This window comes from Candidatus Methylomirabilota bacterium (assembly GCA_035315345.1).
Taxonomy (GTDB): Bacteria; Methylomirabilota; Methylomirabilia; order Rokubacteriales; family CSP1-6; genus CAMLFJ01.
Window position 1 is genome coordinate 16,597 of sequence record DATFYA010000034.1, and the last position, 17,825, is coordinate 34,421.

A 17,825-nucleotide genomic window follows, 5' to 3' on the forward strand; every position below is an offset into this window, starting at 1 on the left:
CGCACCGGGAGGATCTATGAACTGGGTTCGGGTGAACGCGGTGATGCTGGCGGCGATGGTGGCCCTGATGGCGATCGCGGCGGCTCCCGCCTCGGCGGGAGTACCGACCGATCAGCTGCGCGGCGCGGTCGAGCGGGTGCTGAAGGCCCTGGACGATCCGTCGCTCAAGGGCCAGGGCAAGCTCGGGGAGCGCCGAGTCGCGGTCCGCAAGATCGCCAACGAGATCTTCGACTTCGCGGAGATCGCCAAGCGCTCGCTCGCCCAGCACTGGCAGCCGCTCTCCGAGGCGCAGCGCAACGAGTTCGTGGGCCTCTTCGCCGATCTGCTCGAGCGCTCCTACATCTCCAAGATCGAGACCTACGGCGGCGAGAAGATCCAGTACACCGCGGAGCGGATGGACGGCGACTACGCCACCGTGTCCACCAAGATCGTCACCAAGAACGGCACCGAGGTCCCGGTCGACTACCGCATGGTCAAGCGCGCCGACCACTGGCTCGTCTACGACGTCAGCATCGAGGGCGTGAGCCTGGTGTCGAGCTACCGCACCCAGTTCAACAAGATCATCCAGACGTCCTCCTACAACGAGCTCGTCACCAAGCTGCGCACCAAGCAGGACGAGCTGATGGCGGAGGACAAGGCGCAGAAGAAGAAGCTGTGACCGGCGGGGAGCTCGCCGACCTCCTCGAGGCGCACGGCTACGACTTCTTCACCGGCGTGCCCTGCTCGCTGATCGAGAGCCTCATCGCCGCGCTCGAGACCCATCCCCGGCTGCCCTACGTGCCCGCGGTGCGCGAGGACGTCTCGGTGGGCATCGCGGCCGGCGCGTGGCTCGCGGGACGCCGGCCCATGGTCCTCATGCAGAACTCCGGGCTCGGCACCAGCATGAACGCGCTGGTCTCGCTCTCCCTGATGTACCGGCTGCCCGCGCTGCTCCTGGTGACCTGGCGCGGCTACGCGGGCAAGGACGCGCCGGAGCATCTGCTGATGGGTGAGATCTCGCCCGGCCTGCTCGACATGATGCGCATCCCCTACCGCGTGCTCTCCACGGGCACGATGGCCGAGGACGTCGCGTGGGGCCGGGCGGAGTCCGAGCGGCTCAGCCAGCCGGTGGCGCTGCTGCTGCCGCCGGGCATTCTTGCTTCAGACCCGATGCGAACCGCCGGCCGAAGCGCAGCCGATTCGGCCGGCCAGGCTGACCGCGGTGGTTCAAATGCGCTCGGCTCGCCTTCGGCTGCGCCTCGCCCTGCCATCTCCCGCTTCGAAGCCCTCCGCGCCGCGGTGTCCGCCCTGCGCACGGAGCCGGTGGTGCACGCCAACGGCTACATCTGCCGCGAGTCGTTCGCGGTGAAGGACCGCCTCGAGAACTTCTACATGATCGGCTCGATGGGCATGGCATCGGCCATCGGCCTCGGCATCGCGCTCGCCGAACCCGACCGCCCCATCGTGGTGTTCGACGGCGACGGCAACCTGCTCATGAGCCTCGGCATCCTGCCCATGATCGGCGGCGGCCCCCTCCTGGGCCGCGGGCGTCCCGGCAACCTGGTGCACGTGGTCTTCGACAATGCCCTCTACGGCTCGACCGGCAATCAGGCCTCGCCGTCGCGGACGGTCGGCTTGCATCACCTGGCATCGGCGGCCGGTTACGAGCGGGTCGCCGCGGTGACCGGCGCCGACGAGATCCGCGCCGCCGTCGCCACCGCGATGGACGGCGGCGGGCCGAGCTTCATCCTGGCGCGGGTCACCGGCGAGGAGCGGCCCGCGCCCCGCATCCCGTACCGACCGGAAGAGATCCGCGACCGCTTCCGCTCCTCCCTCGGTCCGGGCTCGCGGCCCTGACCGGCCCGATCTCCCGCGTCGCCAGGATCGTCTAGTGTCACGCTTCGTTCGCCCGCTGCTCGTGCTGGGCGGCCTGGCGGTCGTCGGCTATTTGATCGCCCGGATCGGCCCCGCCGCGATCTGGTCCTCGTTCGTCACGCTGGGCTGGCGCCTGCCGCTGGTCCTGCTCTTCCCCTACATGCTCGCGGCGGCGCTGGACACCCTCGCCTGGCGCGTGCTGGTGCCAGGCGCGGTGCCCTTCGGCGTGATCTTCCGTGCGCGGCTGGCCGGCGAGGCGGTCAATTTGGCCACTCCGACGATGGCGGTGGGCGGCGAGCCGCTCAAGGCGTACCTGCTGCGCCCGCACGTGCCCCTGGTCGACGGCTTCGTGTCGGTCATCGCCGACAAGACCACCATCGTCGTCGGTCAGATCTTCTTCCTCGCCGCCGGCCTGCTCGCCGCCCACGCGGTGGCGCCCACCGGCCGGCTCATGCCGATCATGACCGGCCTGCTCGGCGTGGAGATCCTCGCCATCGGGGGATTCGTGGTCGTCCAGGCGAGCGGGGGACTCGGCGGCGGCGGCCGGCTGCTCGGCCGCATCGGGTCGCGAATCGGTTGGGCCGGCGGCGCGCGATACCTCCGGGGACTCGGCGATCTCGACCGCGCCCTCGCCGCCCTCTACCGCGACGACCGCCGCCGGCTGCTCGTCTCCGCGGTGGTCCACGCGGTGGCGTGGGCCACCGGCGGCCTCGAGATCTACATCGTCATGCGGCTGCTGGGAACCGACGTGCCGCTCCTGACGTCCATGATCATCGAGGCCTTCGCGGGCGGAGTGAAGTTCGCCAGCTTCATGGTGCCGGCCTCGCTGGGAGCCCTCGAGGGCGGCTATGTGGCCTTCTTCGAAGCATTCGGCCTCACCGCCACCGGCGGCCTCTCGTTCGTGCTGGTTCGCCGGCTGCGCGAGATGGTGTGGGCCGGCATCGGCTTCCTGGCCATGGGGGTATCCGGGCGGACCGCGGCGCGGTCGGCCGCCGACGAGACATCAGGCCCAGTCTGAGGCGGGCGTGCGGATGCTGTGCTAGACTCAATCATTCTTGCCGCGAACTATTTTGCGCCGTCGCGTGAACCGACGGTGATGTGAGGAGGCACTCGTGGGCTCAGTACGCGTCGCCGTGGTCGGGGTTGGAAACTGCGCCTCCGCGCTCGTCCAGGGCGTCCACTACTACCGAGGCGTCGCCGACGACGGGTTCATCCCGGGCCTCATGCGTCCGCGGCTCGGGGGCTACCATGTCTCCGACATCGAATTCTCCGCCGCGTTCGACATCGACGCGCGCAAGGTGGGCAAGGACCTCGGCGAGGCCATCTGGTCCGAGCCGAACAACACGGTGCGGTTCGCGGAGGTCCCGAGCCTCGGCGTGCCGGTGCAGCGGGGCATGACCCACGACGGCCTCGGCCACTACCTCTCCCAGGTCATCACCAAGGCGCCTGGCACCACCGCGGACATCAAGGGCATCCTGCGCGAGACCCGCACCGACGTCGTGGTGAACTTCCTGCCGGTGGGTAGCGAGATGGCGACCAAGTGGTACGTCGAGCAGGTGCTCGACGCCGGCTGCGGCTTCGTCAACTGCATCCCGGTCTTCATCGCCCGCGAGGACTACTGGCGGCGCCGCTTCGAGGACCGCGGGCTGCCGATCGTGGGCGACGACGTGAAGTCGCAGGTGGGCGCCACCATCGTGCACCGCATCCTCACCAAGCTCTTCATGGACCGCGGGGTGCGGCTCGAGCGCACCAGCCAGCTCAACGTGGGCGGCAACACCGACTTCTACAACATGCTGGAGCGCCAGCGCCTGGCCTCCAAGAAGATCTCCAAGACCGACTCGGTGCGCTCGCAGCTCGCCCACGACATGGCCGACGACGACATCCACATCGGCCCGAGCGACTACGTGCCGTGGCTGCAGGACCGCAAGTGGGCCCACATCCGACTGGAAGGCCGCAGCTTCGGCGACCAGCCGATCAACGTGGAGCTGAAGCTCGAGGTGTGGGACTCGCCCAACTCGGCGGGCGTGGTGATCGACGCGATCCGCTCCTGCAAGATCGCGATGGACCGCGGCATCAAGGGCGCGCTCCTGGCCCCGTCGGCGTACCTGATGAAGTCGCCGCCCGAGCAGTGGTCGGACGAGGTGGCGCACACCCGGCTGGAAGAGTTCATCGGCGGCGCGGACTAGCGTCGCTCGCAGCACCGTATCGCTTCCCGGCGCATCATGATCGCCATTTCCCGAACCGGTCGCCTGCTGAGGCGACTGGTGCGCCTGTCCACCCGCCGCCCCACGGTGACGGTGGCGCTGTCGCTGCTCCTCGCGGCGGCCGCGATCCTGTACACCATGCACGCGCTCACCTTCAAGACCTCGACGCGCGCGCTCCTGCCCCAGAACGCGGGTTACGTGCAGCGCTACGGGGAGTACGCGGCCGAGTTCGGCGAGCTCGAAGACATCGTGGTGGTCGTGGAGGCCGGGTCCTTCGAGGGCGCCCGCGCCTACGCGGCGCGGCTGACCGAGGAGCTCCGGCAGAGCCCGGTGAAGTTCCATCGCATCGCCTACCGCATCGACCCCAAGCGGTTCGAGGGCCGGCAGCTCCTCTACCTGCCCACCGACGAGCTCCGCGAGATCCGCGACAAGATCTTCGACCACCAGGAGTTCATGGAGAGCTTCGCGGGCGATCCGAGCCTGGCCCGCCTGCTGGAGGGCGTGAACACCCAGATGGCGGCCGCCTTCGTGTCGAACCTCTTCGACATCGGGCTGCAAGACAAGGACCTGCCGGTGGACACGCGCTTCCTGCGCGTGCTCCTCGATCAGATGGCCTCCCGCCTCGAGCACCCCGGCCCCTACCGCTCCCCGTGGGGCACCCTCTTCTCCTTCGGAGAGGACCCGCCCGACGACGCCGGCTACTTCCTCTCCGACGACAAGAGCCTGCTGTTCATCCTGGTGGAGACGCCGCCCAGCGAGAAGGGCAGCTTCACCGGCGACCAGGTGGCGATCGAGACGATCCGCGGCGCCATCGCCAAGCTCCGTCCGTCGTTCCCGAACGTGCAGGCGGGCGTGACCGGCCCGCCCGCCCTGTCCAACGACGAGATGACCACCGCCTTTCACGACAGCGGCATTTCCGACGTGCTCGCCTTCGCGCTGACCCTGGTGGTGATGACGCTGGCCTTCATGCGGGTGGGCAAGCCGGTGCTGCTGCTGGGCGTACTGGCGGTGACGCTGGCCTGGTCGATGGGCGTGGTCACCCTGGTGGTCGGCCATCTCACCCTGTTCTCGGTGATGTTCATCTCGATCGTGGTCGGCATCGGCATCGACTACGGGATCTACTACCTGTTCCGCTACGAGGAGGAGATCTTCCTCGGCCGCAACCTGCGCGAGGCCCTCGAGCTGACCGCGGCCCGCACCGGTCCCGGCATGCTCATCGGCGCGCTGACCGCGGCCGGCACCTTCTTCGTGCTGATGCTCACCGATTTCCGGGGCATCCAGGAGCTGGGTCTCATCGCGGGCCTCGCCATCCTGATCGCCTGGGTCGGGATGATGACGATGTTCCCGGCCGTCCTCATGCTGGTGGACCGCCACTACGCGGATCGCCCGCGGCAGCGTCGGCCGCGCGCCCACCAGCTCGAGCGCATCCGGGTGCCGCTGCTCGACCGGCTCGTGACCTTCCCCCGCACCGTCCTGATCGGGGCCGGGATCGCCACCGCGCTGTCCATCTGGGCCGTCCCGCGCGCCGGGTTCGACTACAACGTGCTGAACCTCCAGGCCAAGGGCACCGAGTCGGTGGCGTGGGAGCGGCGCATCCTGGCCGGGACCGGCCGCTCCGGGTCCAACGGCTTGTCTTCCGCCACCACGCTGGACGAGCTGCGCCGGAAACAGGCCGCCTTCGGGAAGCTGCCGTCGGTCGCCGACGTGGATTCGGTCCTGCGGGTCATCCCCGACGATCAGGCCGAGAAGATCTCGCTGATCAAGAGCTTCGCCCCGCTGGTCGCCCCCATCCGGGTGGGCCGCTCGAGTCCGGTGGAGCTGGAGCGGCTGAAGAAGGCCCTCAGCGACATCCGGCGCCGCTTCGACGTGGTGGCCGCGGAGGCGGGCAGCAAGCTACCGCCCGAGGTGCGGGTCGTCCGGGAGAAGACGGCGGCGGTGATCCGCCTGCTCGAGAAGGGCAACCGCGACTCCTCGGAGGCCGCGCTGAACTACCTGCAGGCCCAGCTCTACCGCGACTTCGTCAACAAGTTCTACGGGCTGCAGCGGAACCTGAACCCGAGCACGATCACCATCAAGGACGTGCCGGACGAGCTCCGCCGGAAGTTCATCGGCGAGAACGGGAAGTTCCTCATCCAGATCCACCCGAAGGTCGACATCTGGGAGAAGGCGGGCGCCGCCGAGTTCGTGCGCGAGATCCGCACGGTGGATCCCGACGTGACGGGGCCGCCCGTCATCACCTACGAGGCGACCGTGCTGATGGAGCGCGCCTACCTGACCGGCACCCTGTACGCGTTCGTGCTGGTGGGGGGACTGAGCGTGCTGATGATCCGGCGCCTGCGCGAGAGCGCGCTGGCCCTCATCCCGATGGCGCTGGCCCTGCTGTGGACGATCGGGCTCATGCAGGTCTCCGGCATCAAGTTCAACCTCGCCAACATCTGGGGTCTGCCCCTGATCATCGGCACCGCGGCCGAGTTCGGCTTGAACGTGATCGTCAGCCACCTCGAGGTGCGCTCGCTCAACGGCCCGCTCATCGCACGCAGCGCGGTGATGGGCGTGCTGCTCAACGGGATCACCACGATGGTGGGCTTCGGCAGCCTCATGATCGCCTCGCACCAGGGCATCTTCAGCCTGGGCCTGCTGCTCACCCTCGGCTCGTTCTGCGGGATGGTGGCGGCGCTCGTGGTGCTGCCGGTGATCTTGCAGCTGCTCCGGGCCAAACCGGCCGAGAACGTGGTGCAGCTGGAGAAGTCGTCCGCGGCGTAGTTCGCGTCGCACCCCTCGCCCTTCACCACCCCTCACCCTTGACCACCCCTCACCCTTCACCACCCCTCACCCTTCCCTCTCCCCGGGGGGCAGAGGGCACTGCCCTTTTAGAGAGCGGCGGGGGCGGCGGCGATCTTCTCGAGGTCGGCGCGGGTGTAGGAGCCGAGGCTGCGGTAGTCGAGCTGGGTGTAGTTCTTGATCCACTGCAGCGCGATCTTCACCGCCTTCCGGTAGCGCGCTTCGGTCTCCGCGTCGCGGGTCTTCAGCAGCCGCAGGATGTCGTCGCACTCCTCCTGCAGCAGCCGCTTCACGAGAGCCGCGTCGTGCGTGACCGGAGTGCCGTCGGTGGTTCTCGCCGCGTGACGAATGCGTTGCGCGATCTGCGCGACCGACATGCGCCCGGTGGCGAGATCCTCCATGAGCGCCGGGTGCACGCCGGGCTTGCCGGCCAGGCTGTCGATGCCCTTGGCGCCGCGGCCCTGCAGCCATCCCTCCACGTACTCGATCAGCATGCGCGCGTTGCGCCGCGTGCCCTCCACCGTGATCGGGCCGACCGGCACCTCGATGCGCACCGGATAGGTGTCGGGGTTCAGCATCTCGGGCCGGGGCTTCCAGGTGCCGGAGCCGTGCACGCGCTTGAAAGGCTCGGCCGCGGCCTTCATGTGGAAGATGTGGGCGACCCACGCGCGGATGAACCCCTGCTCGGCCTCCCAGACCTTGTCGTTGCGGATCGATTCCGCGGCGACCCGGTTCACCTCGGGGTCCGGATTTGGCAGCGCGGTGGCCATGCCCCCGATGGGCACGGCGCCGCGCTTGAGACACACCGCGACCAGGCGCCGGAAGATGTTGGCCAGGAACGGGGTGGTCTTGATGTCCACCCCGAAGCGGTCCGGCCACACCGCCTTGGGATCGGCCATCACGAACTCGAAGATGCTGGCCTTGAGATCCCAGCGCGCCGCGTTCAGACCCGCCGCATACGGTCCGAGGGCGTGCAGCATCTCCTCCATCTCGTACACCGCGGGCAGCGCCTCCACCAGCGGGATGGCCCGGATGGTGGCGTCCTTCAGGAACGGCAGCAGCGCGCGGCTGTGATCGAAGAGGTCGCGGTACCAGGCGCACTCCTCGGCTCCGTCCACCTTCGGCAGGTAGAAGTAGATGCCCTGCCCGCGCGTGGCCTGGGCGCGGCCCGGATAGAAGAGGGTCAGCGCGGTGCCCAGGATGGCCGCGGAGACCGGGCGGCCGTCGATGGTGACGTCGGGCTCGTCCAGGTGCAGCCCGCGCTCGCGATGCATGAAGAACGGCAGCTCGCCCGGGGCGATCCGGTACTCGCGCTTGCGCTCGGTGTCGACGTGCTGCAGCTCGTGGTTGACCGCGGCGAGTCGGTTGTGGCAGGCGCGCACCGTGTCGACGAGCCGGTGGCCCGCGGAGTCCTCGTCATCGTCCAGGTCGCCCTCGGCCCGCTCGCCCTCGGGCCCCGGGTTCAGGGCGTTGATGAACATGCTGGTGATCGAGCACGGCCCCGAGATCTCGATGCCCGGCGTGGCCAGGTCCTTGGGGACCGGCGGCACCTTCCAGTCCCCGGTCGTCGCGGCGCTCGGCGGAGGCGTCGTGGGCAGCCGTCCGTGCGTGAGGGCCTGGGCGAGGCGCTCGTCGCGGCGGGCGCGCAGGGCGACCCCGCGGGGGCCCAATTCATCGTGCAGGCGCAGCAGGTACTCCTGGAACTCGGGGGTGAAGAGAGCGGCCGCGCCCTCCACGGGCGCGAACTGCATCCGCTGGGCGGTGGAGGCTCCGGGGTTCGCCGGCATCGGCATCGCTCCGTTCTGTTCGGGTGGGGGGGCCTCAGGCGATCATGAGCCGAGGCGCTCGATCTGGACCAGGTTGGAATGCAGCGCGGGCCCGCCACCCATGTCGGCGGTGCGGTCGTCGGTGAGCGCGTTCACCCCGCGGCCGCCGGGCTGGTGCTTGCTCCACCAGATCCCCTCCACCACCGCGACGCCCGGCCGGGTGTCCTCGGTCAGCTCGGCGACGAACCTGGCCTGGCCGCGCGCGCTGCGCACCAGCACCGCGTCGCCCTCGCCGATCGAGCGCGCGGCCGCGTCGGCGGGATGCAGCAGCACCGCGGGCCCGCGCTGGCGGCGCCGCGCGCGCTCCGACTCGCTGAACGACGAGTTCAGGAAGAAGCGGTTGGGCGGCACGATGCACTGGAGCGGATAGCGCCGCACCAGCTCCGCGTGCTCGGGCCCCTCCACCAGCGGCACGTAGGTGGGCAGCGCGGGATGCCCGCGTCGCGCCAGCGTCTCCGACACGAACTCGATCCGGCCCGACGGAGTCGGCGCCCCGTCCGCGAACGGCCGGTAGGGCCGGCCCACCGAGAGCCGCACCGAATGCTCGCGCTCGAGCCGCTCCAGCGTGATGCCGGCGACCGACGCGTCGCCCGAGGCGAGCATCTCGCGGATGAGGTCGTCCTCGCCCTTCGCGAAATGCGCATCGCGCAGGCCCATGGCCCGCGCGAGCAGCCGCGTCACCGTCCAGTTCGAGCGCGACTCGCCCCGGGGGGCGATCACCGGACGGGCCAGCTGCAGGTAGAAGTGCCCGTACGACTTGTAGAGATCGGTGTGCTCCATCGAGGTGGTCGCGGGCAGCACGAGGTCGGCGTAGTCGGTGGTGTCGGTCAGATGTTGCTCGTGCACCACCGTGAACAGGTCCTCGCGCCGCAGTCCCTGCAGCACCAGCTCCTGATTCGGCACCACCGTGGCCGGGTTGGCGTTGTAGACGTAGAGCGCCTTCACCGGCGGAGCCAGGTCGGGATCGGTCAAGGCGCGTCCGAGCTGGATCATGTTGATCGCGCGCGGAGCGGGGCGCGGCATCAGGTCCGGCCGCTCGAGGACCGAGTGCCGGAAGCCGAACGCGCTGGTGGATGAGAGGAGGGCGCCGCCCGCCGGATGGGCGTAGGCCCCGGTGAGCGCGGGCAGGCACGCGATGGTCCGGCAGGTCATGCCCCCGTTGTCGTGGCGGGAGAGTCCGATGCCGACCCGGATGAAGGCGGCCGCGGTCGAGCCGTAGCGGCGCGCGAACGCGACGATGTCGGGGGCGGCGAGGCCGGTGAGGGCGGCCACGCGATCGGGATCGTACGCCTTCACGTGGTGGGCGAGCGCGGTGAACCCGAGCGTCGCGCGCTGGAGGTAGTCGTGGTCGACCAGGTCCTCGCCGATGAGCACGTGCATCACGCCCAGGGCGAGGGCGCCGTCGGTGCCCGGCCGCGGCATCAGGTGCCAGTCGGCCTGACGGGCGGTGCGGGTGCGGTACGGATCGATGCAGACGATGCGCGCGCCGCGCCGGCGCGCCTCCTTGACCAGGCTCATCGCGTTGATGTGCGTGTGCGAGGCGTTGATCCCCCACAGCACCACCAGGTCGGCGTCCACCATCTGCTCGGAGTCGCTGCCGGTCACGGTGCCGAGGGTGGCCATCCAGCCCGCGTAGGCGGTGCTCACGCAGATGGTGCGCTCGAGGCGCGAGGCGCCGAGCGCGTGGAACAGCGGGTGCCCCGCCGAGTACTGCAGGAGCCCCAGCGTGCCTCCGTACGAGAAGGGCAGGATCGCCGGGGCGCCCCACTGCGCGATGATCCGCTGCCAGTGGTGGGCGATCAGGTCGACCGCGTCGTCCCAGCCGATGGGCGCGAAGCGGCCCTCGCCCTTGGCCCCCACCCGGCGCAGCGGGGTCAGGACCCGCGTGGGGCCGTAGACGCGGTCGGCGTAGTCGTGCACCTTGCCGCAGATGACCCCGCGGGTGAACGGATGGCGCGGGTCGCCGGTCACGTCGGTGATGCGCCCGGCTTCCACCGTGACCTCCAGCGCGCACTGCGACGGACAGTCGTGTGGACAGACCGACGAACGGGTCGCTCGCATGAGTCGCTAGAGTAGCATGCCGCGCCGCGCGTGGAGGCGCGCTACTATTGGCCATGCTCGAGGGGGCCGCGCCGCAGGGGACCGAGCGCCGCGGCGTCGCGCGCTGGTCTCCGCTCCGCCGTCCCGAGGCCCGCCGCCTCGCGGGCCTGTTCGCGATCGTCTACTTCTCGCAGGGCATGATCTACCTGCCGGATCAGGTCGTCGCCATCGTGTTCAAGGAGCGTGGCCTCACCGCGGGGCAGCTCGCCGCCTTCGCGTGGATCATCACGATTCCCTGGTTCATCAAGCCGCTCTACGGCCTGCTCTCGGACTTCGTGCCGCTCTTCGGCACGCGGCGGCGCAGCTACTTCCTGATCATGTCGTCGATGGCGGCGCTCAGCGCGGTGGCGGTGAGCCTGATGGCCGAAGCGCCCTACGCGGCGCTCGCGCTCGTGATCACGCTGCTCTGGCTCGGCGTCGGCTTCACCGACGTCCTCACCGACGCCTTGATGGTGGAGCACGGCAAGCCGCTCGGCCTGACCGGCGTCTTCCAGTCCGTGCAGTGGGGCGCCCTCGGGGCCGCCTCGATCCTCTCCGGGCTGGTCGGCGGCTACCTGGCCGAGCGCCGCGCGTTCGCGGCCGCCTTCGCGCTGGTCGCGTGCTTTCCGGTGGTGTCGTTCCTCATGGCCGCCCTCGTGGTGCGCGAGCCGCCCGCCCGGCCGAATCTCGAGGGATTCGGCGAGACCTGGGCGTCGATCCGCCGCGCGCTCGGTCACCGAGAACTGTGGGCGGTGGCCGCCTTCATCTTCTTCTGGGCCTTCAGCCCCTCGTTCGGCCCCGCGTTCTTCTATTACGAGACCGACACCCTCGGCTTCTCGCAGACCTTCATCGGCGTGCTCTCCTCGCTGGGCGCCGCCGCCAGCATCGTGGGCGCGTGGGTCTACGCCCGCCTCGGCCGCGCGTTCTCGCTGAAGCGACTGATCGTGTGGTCGATCGGCGTCGGCGCGGTGAGCACGCTCGCCTATCTCCTCTACCGCGGCCGCGTGTCCGCGGTGATCATCACGCTCGTCTTCGGCGCGGTCGCCATGACCACCCAGCTCGCGTTCCTGGATCTGGCCGCCAAGGCGTGCCCGCGCCACGCGGAGGCCACCTTCTTCGCGCTGCTGATGTCGATCTACAACTTCGGCACGCGGAGCGCGGAGTGGGCCGGAGCCAATCTGTACGACCGGGTGGGCTACACGCCGCTGGTGCTGATCTCCACCGTCTTCACCGCGGCGGCCTGGATCCTGGTACCGCTCGTGCCGATCGACGATATCGAGGCGGCCGCCCGAGAGCCGGGCGACTAGAAACCGGACCGGCGCCGCCGCCGGCCGCGCGTCAGGGCTCCGCGCGCTCCTCGCGCTCGACGATCTGCTTCGCGCCCTCGTAGGCGCGGCGCAGCCAGCGGAGCGCGCGGCCCACGTCGCGCGGCGCCTCCACCCGACATTCCACCCATCCGCTCGCGCTCAGCCGCCGGTGCGGCGAGCAGCCCGCGGCGAGCGCCCGGCGCTGATCCTCGGGGCCAAGGCGGATCCAGAGATCGGCGTCCTTGGGACGCAGGGGAAAGCACGCGAAGAGGCGCGGCCCCACGAAGTACCCCCAGCGCCCGAACATCGGCGTGATCTTCACGCGGGGCCAGTTGCCGAGCGTCTGATTGAGCTCGGCGGCCGGGCCGACGCCCCCGCGCTCGAGGGTGCGCCGGGTCTTGCGCGCCGAGCCGATGCCGCGAAACGGCCGGCGAGGGCTCACCGCCGTCTAGCGCCGCGGGTCCGTCGGGCCCAGCGCGCAGAGCCCGCCGTCCACGACCGAGGTGTAGCCGGTCATCGCGGGGTGGGCCAGCAGGAACACCACCGCGTCCGCCACCTCCTCCGCGGTGGGAGTGCGCCCGATCGGCGTCACCTGCGCCGCCTGGTCCAGGAGCTCGTCGGTGATGAAGCCATCGCCGAAGCCGGTGCGCAGCAGCCCCGGCGCCACCGCGTTGACCCGGATCTTCGACGGAGCGAGCACGCGGGCCAGCGACTTGGTCAGGACGGTGAGCCCCGCCTTGGAGGCCGCGTAGGCCATCGAGGAGCCGGTCCCGGTGAAGCCCGCCACCGAGGTGATGTTGACGACGGCCCCGCCGCCGCGTTTCTCGAGATGCGGCACCGCGGCGCGCACGCAGTAGAACGGCGCGCGCAGGTTGGTGGCGAACACGCGGTCCCAGATCTCGTCGGTGAGGTCGTCCAGCTGGCGGTGGGGCACCCGCGCGGTCCAGCCCGCGTTGTTCACGAGCCCGTCGAGCCCGCCCATCTCGCGCGCGACGCGGCTCATCATCGCGCGCACCTGCGCGTCCAGCGTGACGTCGGCCTGCACGGTCAGGGCGCGGCCGCCCGCCTGCGCGGCGAGCCGCGCCGACTCCTCGGCCTCCGCGGCCGACTTCGAGTAGTTGATCGCGACGTGGGCGCCCGCGCGGGCCAGGGCGATCACGGTGGCGCGACCGATGCCGGTGGCGCCTCCCGTGACCAGCACGACCTTGCCCTCGAGCGTCATCGGCTCCCGACGCTTCCGCCGGCCGGGATCAGGGGAAGTGATACCGCGAGATGTGGAGGTGGACTCCGTGAGAGGAAGCGGGCTCGACCGTCAGCTCGGCGGCTCCCAGCAGGACCGACGCCTTCGCCTTCTCGAGGCGCGCCACCAGCGGCGGCAGCTCCGGAGCCACCATCGACAGCGCGACCAGGCCTTCCAACCCGCGCGCCTCCCCGGCCGGGACCATGAGGAGCGTGGCCCCGCCGGCCCAGCCGAGCATGGTTCGCGGACCGCCGTTGACCTCGACCTCGGGCAGGCCGAACAGGTCCTGGTACGTCTTGGCCGCGTCGTCCGGAGCCGGCGAGCCGATCACGAGCCGCTTGAAGCGCACCGGCGACTCGGCGTGGGTCTCGCCGTTCGACGGGGTGGCCAGCTCGACCAGGACCCCGTGGCAGGCCTTGGGATGGAGGAATCCGATCCGGCCGGCGAGCCCTTGACGGGGCTCGCTGTCGATCAGCGGCACGCCCCGCGCCCGCAGCGCGGTGAGATCGGAGGCCACGTCGGCGGTCTTGAAGCAGATGTGGTGGAGCCCTTCCCCGCGCTTGGCCAGGAAGCGCCCCACCGCGCTCTCCGCCGACAGCGGCTCCAGCAGCTCGATCTCGCTCTCGCCCGCCGCGAGGAGCGCGGCCCGCACGCCCTGCTCGGCCACCACCGCCTCGCGCGACAGCGGTAGCCCCAGCGTGTCCCGCCAGAATCGATAGGCCTGCGACAGGCTCTTCACCGCGATTCCGACGTGATGGACGTTGGTCACCATCGCTCGATCGACCCGACGATCACGCTAGCCGACGAGGCCCGGATTTTCAACTTCTTTCGCCGCTCGTCGGCCACGCGCGAACGCTCAGCCGCGCGTGAAGAGGGAGCCGGCGGGCGGCACCTTCACCAGGACCGCGTTCTCCTCGACGTGGGCCACGCTCTGCATCCCGCAGAGCGCGGTGCCGACGCCGGGGGTCGAGCGCACGAACTGGAGCGCGCGCTGCGCGTCGGTGCTGAGGTCGCCCAGCACCTGGCCGAGCTCGGCGGGCAGGTTCTTGGCGAGCTGCCCCCGCAGCATGGAGGCCGACGCGGTGACGTAGACGCCGAGGTGCGCGGCCGCCTGCACGACGGACAGCGGCGCCGTGTCCACCGTCTGGTTGGGCAGGGTGAGGGCCTCGGTCATGCGGAGGTTGTACGGGAGCTGGATCATCGCGAAATGATGCCGGTCGCCCGCGACGTCGCGGGCCAGGCCCACCAGCTCGGGCAGCGAGAGGTAGTCGCGCGCGGTGGACGCCTCGCGGTAGCCGTTCCAGGTGGCGGTGCCGTAGCAGCGGATGCGGCCGTCGCCGACCGCGCTCTCCAGGAACTCGAAGGCGGCGCGCATGCGCGCCGCGAACACCGACCGCTCCACCACCTGCAGCTGCGTCTCCGGATTGTGCAGGTAGTACACGTCGATGGTGTCCACGCCCAGGTTCGCGCGGCTGCGGTCGAGCTGATCGCCGAGATAGCGGGGCGTCATGCAGTGCTGGCCGGCCACCACGTCGGACAGGGTCAGCACGCCCGGCCGCACGTAGGTCTCCGTGAAATAGGCGACCGGGTTCGCGGGCTTGCTTCCGTCGAAGGCGATGACGCCGCCCTTGGTGGTCAGCACCACCTCCTCCCGCGCGATGGTGCCGTCGCTCAGGAGCGAGCGCAGCGCCGCGCCGATGCTGCGCTCGCTGCGCTGGTGGCGGTAGTTGATCGCGGTGTCCACCATGTTGAAGCCCAGCTCGAGGGCGCGCCGCACCGAGTCCTCGTAGGCGTGATCGGTGGCCTCGTCGTCGTTGCCCAGGTGAGTGCCGATGCCCAGGGAGGAGACGCTCAGCCCGCGCCACGCCCGGAAGTGTCCCTTGCCCGCCCGCGCGCCGAGGCGCTTCCGGTAGCCCGCGGTCCCTTCGGCCGTCGCGAATCCGCGCACGCCCATGATGGCCCTCGGCTCCCGCCCTACGGCTCGACCGTGAAGCGCAGCGCGCCCTCGGTGATGTGACCGTCGACCGCGAGGACCCGATAGCGCAGGGTGTAGTCACCGGGCGCGAGCGAGCGGATCGGGATCACGAGGCGGTCGGGAGCGGCCGGCTCGTCGCGCGCGGCGGTCACCGGCGCGGGAGGCTGGTTGCCGGTGGCGAGAGTCAGCCGCGTGAAGCGCTTCTCGATCTTGCTGTTGAAGCGGAGGGTGATCTGCGCGGGCGGCCGGGCGAGCACCGCGCCGGGCCGCGGGGAGGATTCCAGGACGATCGCGTGGGCGTACGCCGCCGCCGGGATCAGCCCGGCCAGGACGCTCCCGAGAAGCCAGGCCGGCGTCCGGACCGGCCGCAGAGCACGGATCACCGGACTCTCAGCGCCAGTCGTCCAGCACCAGGTCGCTGGCGTCTTCGTAGTCCTCCTGCTTGCCCCGCTTCATGCGCACCATCGTGAAGTCGACGTGGTAGCCGCGCTGGAGCAGCGTCTGGTAGGCGGTCCAGTAGTACGTGTAGGCCGGCACCACCACCCGCTGCAGCTGTCCCGCCGCGGCGAGATCCTCCACCCCGGCGAGCAGGCTGTCCAGGTGCTCGGGCTTGCGGTGACGACTGTCGATGGCGAGCAGCTTGACGTAGGCGCTGCCGTGCGGCGCCTCGCTGTTGGGCGGGAGATGGCAGACCGCGAAGCCGATGACCTCGCGCCCCTTCTCGAGCAACAGGGTGTCGCCCAGGGTGAGGCCCTCGACGATCTCGATCTCCTTGGCCAGGTCGAAGCCGCGCCAGAGCGCGTTGGTGATGCGCCGGATCTTCTGCATCACCTGCTTCTTGCGCGCCTCCTCCAGCGTCGAGTAGCGGCGCACCGCGAGCCCCGGGCGCGGCGCCGTCTTCGCGGCGGCGAGGTCGTTCCGATCGACCGTCTTGCTCGTGACCACCACGAGCCCCTTCGGCTTGTAGCCGAACTTCTGGTAGAGGATCAGATGCTTGGGGCTGTACGGATACGTGGCGAGCCCCTGCAGCGTCGCCTTGTTCTCGTCGAAGAACTCCTGGCAGGCGGTGAGCAGCTGCTGGCCGATGTCCTGGTTCTGGTAGTTGGTGAGGACCGCCACCGGGCCGATGACGCCGATCGTGCCCCACATCACCGCCACCGCGGCGCCGACGATCTTGCCGTCGCCCTCCTCGGCCACGAAGCAGCCCCACGGCTCCATCAGCCACCGGTGGTGCACGTACTGGGCGCCGCCGAACACCTGGCGCGGCCGCGTGCCGACCTGGCGCTCGAAGAAATCGCCGAAGGCCTGCTCGATGACGTCGCGGACCTTCGAGAGATCGCCCTTGCGAACGCGGCGGATCTTGATCAGCGGGGAGCGGCCCTGCGAGTCGAGACCAGGTCGGTCGACGGTCGCCCTCATGCCTTCTCCGGCACGCCCGCGAGCTCTTCGAGCAGCGTGATGACGCCGGAATGATCGAGGCCGCCCTTGCCCTTCACCCGCATCGCGTTGAACAGCTCCTGCACCACCGCGGTGCACGGCAGGGGCACCCCGAGGGCGCGCGAGGACTCCATGATCAGCCCCAGGTCCTTGAAGTGCAGATCGATCTTGAAGCCGGGGTTGTAGGTGCCCGCGGTGTAGTTGGGCGTCTTCTGCTCGAGGCACTTCGAGCCGGCGAGCCCGCCGCCGAGCGCCTTGAGGGTGAGCGCCCGATCGAGGCCGGCCTTGCGGGCCAGCGTCAGCGCCTCCCCCAGCGCGGTGAGGTTGACCGCCACGATGATCTGATTCGCGAGCTTGGTGAAGCCGCCCGCCCCGAGGGGGCCCAGATGGGTGATGGTCTTGCCCATCGCCTGGAACACCGGCAGCGCCGCGTCGAAGTCCGCCTTCTCGCCGCCCACCATGATGGACAGCGCGCCGTCGATCGCGCCCTTCTCGCCACCCGAGACCGGCGCGTCCAGCATGCGCACACCCTTCGCGGCCAGGGCCTTGCCCACCTTCTGGGACACCAGCGGGGAGATGGTCGACATGTCGAGGAAGAGCAGGTCGCGCCTGGCGCCCTCGATGATGCCGTCCTTACCCAGGGCCACCAGCTCCACGTCGGGCGAGTTCGGCAGCATGGTGATCAGGACGTCACACTGGGCCGCGACATCCCGGGGCCAGGTCGCCGGCTTGGCCCCGGCCCCGACCACCTCCTGGACCGGCCCCTGGCTCCGACTGTGGACAATTAGTGGATAGCCGGCCTTGAGCAAATTCTTGGCCATGGGACGGCCCATGATTCCGAGCCCAATGAATCCGATGACTTGCGCCATGGTAGCCTCGCGGGGACCAGAGTGGGAGGAGCGAGAGCGGCCCGGACAGTGGAGTAACACAAGGCGGCGCGGCGAGTCAAGCCATTCCCCAGGCCCTTGACAGTCGGCCGCCCACCTGCGAGGCTCTCGGCCGTGAGCCGCACGCGCTCGGCTGCGACCTGGATGTGGTGGTGGCCCCTCCCCTGAGGGGTGGTCCCGCCGACCAGCGCACGCACGAGCACCTGAATGCGAGATCGGAGCCGCCCCCGCGGGC

The 17,825-nt window shown here is 70.3% G+C and carries 15 protein-coding genes; 6 read left to right on the top strand and 9 right to left on the bottom strand.

Annotation, left to right across the window (positions count from 1 at the left end; all coding sequences use genetic code 11):
- The first annotated feature begins 16 nt into the window (after window positions 1-16).
- The 5 genes from VKN16_04730 (at window position 17) to VKN16_04750 (ending at window position 6,821) form a co-directional block, all read left to right on the top strand.
- Window positions 17-658: an ABC transporter substrate-binding protein gene (locus VKN16_04730; GenBank protein HME93503.1), complete on the top strand. Its 642-nt coding sequence runs from the start codon at window positions 17-19 to the stop codon at window positions 656-658.
- On the top strand, window positions 655-1,836 hold the full coding sequence (locus VKN16_04735; protein ID HME93504.1) for a thiamine pyrophosphate-dependent enzyme: 1,182 nt from the start codon (window positions 655-657) through the stop codon (window positions 1,834-1,836). Before VKN16_04730 ends, VKN16_04735 begins: the two co-directional genes overlap by 4 nt.
- A 34-nt stretch (window positions 1,837-1,870) precedes the next feature.
- On the top strand, window positions 1,871-2,872 hold the full coding sequence (locus tag VKN16_04740) for a flippase-like domain-containing protein (protein ID HME93505.1): 1,002 nt from the start codon (window positions 1,871-1,873) through the stop codon (window positions 2,870-2,872).
- A 94-nt stretch (window positions 2,873-2,966) separates the two neighbouring features.
- Window positions 2,967-4,040 (top strand): inositol-3-phosphate synthase, encoded by a 1,074-nt coding sequence (locus VKN16_04745; GenBank protein HME93506.1) that lies wholly within the window; start codon window positions 2,967-2,969, stop codon window positions 4,038-4,040.
- Window positions 4,041-4,118: 78 nt separating this feature from the next.
- The gene (locus VKN16_04750) at window positions 4,119-6,821 is read left to right on the top strand and encodes an MMPL family transporter (protein HME93507.1); all 2,703 of its coding nucleotides are present in this window, start codon (window positions 4,119-4,121) and stop codon (window positions 6,819-6,821) included.
- 107 nt (window positions 6,822-6,928) lie between these two features.
- Here the strand turns inward: VKN16_04750 and VKN16_04755 are convergent, their stop codons facing one another.
- Both VKN16_04755 and VKN16_04760 read right to left on the bottom strand, forming a co-directional pair.
- The gene (locus tag VKN16_04755; protein HME93508.1) at window positions 6,929-8,632 is read right to left on the bottom strand and encodes a hypothetical protein; all 1,704 of its coding nucleotides are present in this window, start codon (window positions 8,630-8,632) and stop codon (window positions 6,929-6,931) included.
- Between the two features lie 36 nt (window positions 8,633-8,668).
- Complete coding sequence (locus VKN16_04760) at window positions 8,669-10,726, bottom strand: molybdopterin oxidoreductase family protein (protein ID HME93509.1); 2,058 nt, start codon at window positions 10,724-10,726, stop codon at window positions 8,669-8,671.
- Between the two features lie 53 nt (window positions 10,727-10,779).
- Between VKN16_04760 and VKN16_04765 the strand changes: the two genes are divergently transcribed.
- Window positions 10,780-12,051 (top strand): MFS transporter, encoded by a 1,272-nt coding sequence (locus VKN16_04765; GenBank protein HME93510.1) that lies wholly within the window; start codon window positions 10,780-10,782, stop codon window positions 12,049-12,051.
- Window positions 12,052-12,082: 31 nt separating this feature from the next.
- Here VKN16_04765 and VKN16_04770 read toward each other — a convergent pair whose 3' ends face one another.
- The 7 genes from VKN16_04770 to VKN16_04800 all read right to left on the bottom strand — a co-directional run bounded on the left by VKN16_04770 (window position 12,083) and on the right by VKN16_04800 (window position 17,572).
- A complete protein-coding gene (locus tag VKN16_04770; GenBank protein HME93511.1) occupies window positions 12,083-12,493 on the bottom strand; it encodes a luciferase family protein in 411 nt (136 codons plus the stop codon).
- Between the two features lie 6 nt (window positions 12,494-12,499).
- Window positions 12,500-13,273: an SDR family oxidoreductase gene (locus VKN16_04775; GenBank protein ID HME93512.1), complete on the bottom strand. Its 774-nt coding sequence runs from the start codon at window positions 13,271-13,273 to the stop codon at window positions 12,500-12,502.
- Between the two features lie 28 nt (window positions 13,274-13,301).
- Complete coding sequence (gene mce, locus VKN16_04780; protein HME93513.1) at window positions 13,302-14,063, bottom strand: methylmalonyl-CoA epimerase; 762 nt, start codon at window positions 14,061-14,063, stop codon at window positions 13,302-13,304.
- Between the two features lie 84 nt (window positions 14,064-14,147).
- On the bottom strand, window positions 14,148-15,245 hold the full coding sequence (locus VKN16_04785; protein ID HME93514.1) for an aldo/keto reductase: 1,098 nt from the start codon (window positions 15,243-15,245) through the stop codon (window positions 14,148-14,150).
- A 20-nt stretch (window positions 15,246-15,265) separates the two neighbouring features.
- Window positions 15,266-15,649 (bottom strand): copper resistance CopC family protein, encoded by a 384-nt coding sequence (locus VKN16_04790; GenBank protein ID HME93515.1) that lies wholly within the window; start codon window positions 15,647-15,649, stop codon window positions 15,266-15,268.
- A gap of 7 nt (window positions 15,650-15,656) precedes the next feature.
- On the bottom strand, window positions 15,657-16,685 hold the full coding sequence (locus VKN16_04795) for a GNAT family N-acetyltransferase (protein HME93516.1): 1,029 nt from the start codon (window positions 16,683-16,685) through the stop codon (window positions 15,657-15,659).
- The gene (locus VKN16_04800) at window positions 16,682-17,572 is read right to left on the bottom strand and encodes a 2-hydroxy-3-oxopropionate reductase (GenBank protein HME93517.1); all 891 of its coding nucleotides are present in this window, start codon (window positions 17,570-17,572) and stop codon (window positions 16,682-16,684) included. The genes VKN16_04795 and VKN16_04800 overlap by 4 nt, the downstream gene beginning before the upstream one ends.
- Window positions 17,573-17,825 lie beyond the last annotated feature (253 nt).

Bases quoted from the DNA above. Each gene is read 5' to 3' on its own strand.
- mce (HME93513.1), bottom strand. From the start codon at position 14,063: ATGGTGACCAACGTCCATCACGTCGGAATCGCGGTGAAGAGCCTGTCG.
- VKN16_04730 (HME93503.1), top strand. From the start codon at position 17: ATGAACTGGGTTCGGGTGAACGCGGTGATGCTGGCGGCGATGGTGGCC.
- VKN16_04765 (HME93510.1), top strand. From the start codon at position 10,780: ATGCTCGAGGGGGCCGCGCCGCAGGGGACCGAGCGCCGCGGCGTCGCG.
- VKN16_04755 (HME93508.1), bottom strand. From the start codon at position 8,632: ATGCCGATGCCGGCGAACCCCGGAGCCTCCACCGCCCAGCGGATGCAG.
- VKN16_04775 (HME93512.1), bottom strand. From the start codon at position 13,273: ATGACGCTCGAGGGCAAGGTCGTGCTGGTCACGGGAGGCGCCACCGGC.
- VKN16_04785 (HME93514.1), bottom strand. From the start codon at position 15,245: ATGGGCGTGCGCGGATTCGCGACGGCCGAAGGGACCGCGGGCTACCGG.
- VKN16_04800 (HME93517.1), bottom strand. From the start codon at position 17,572: ATGGCGCAAGTCATCGGATTCATTGGGCTCGGAATCATGGGCCGTCCC.
- VKN16_04760 (HME93509.1), bottom strand. From the start codon at position 10,726: ATGCGAGCGACCCGTTCGTCGGTCTGTCCACACGACTGTCCGTCGCAG.
- VKN16_04795 (HME93516.1), bottom strand. From the start codon at position 16,685: ATGAGGGCGACCGTCGACCGACCTGGTCTCGACTCGCAGGGCCGCTCC.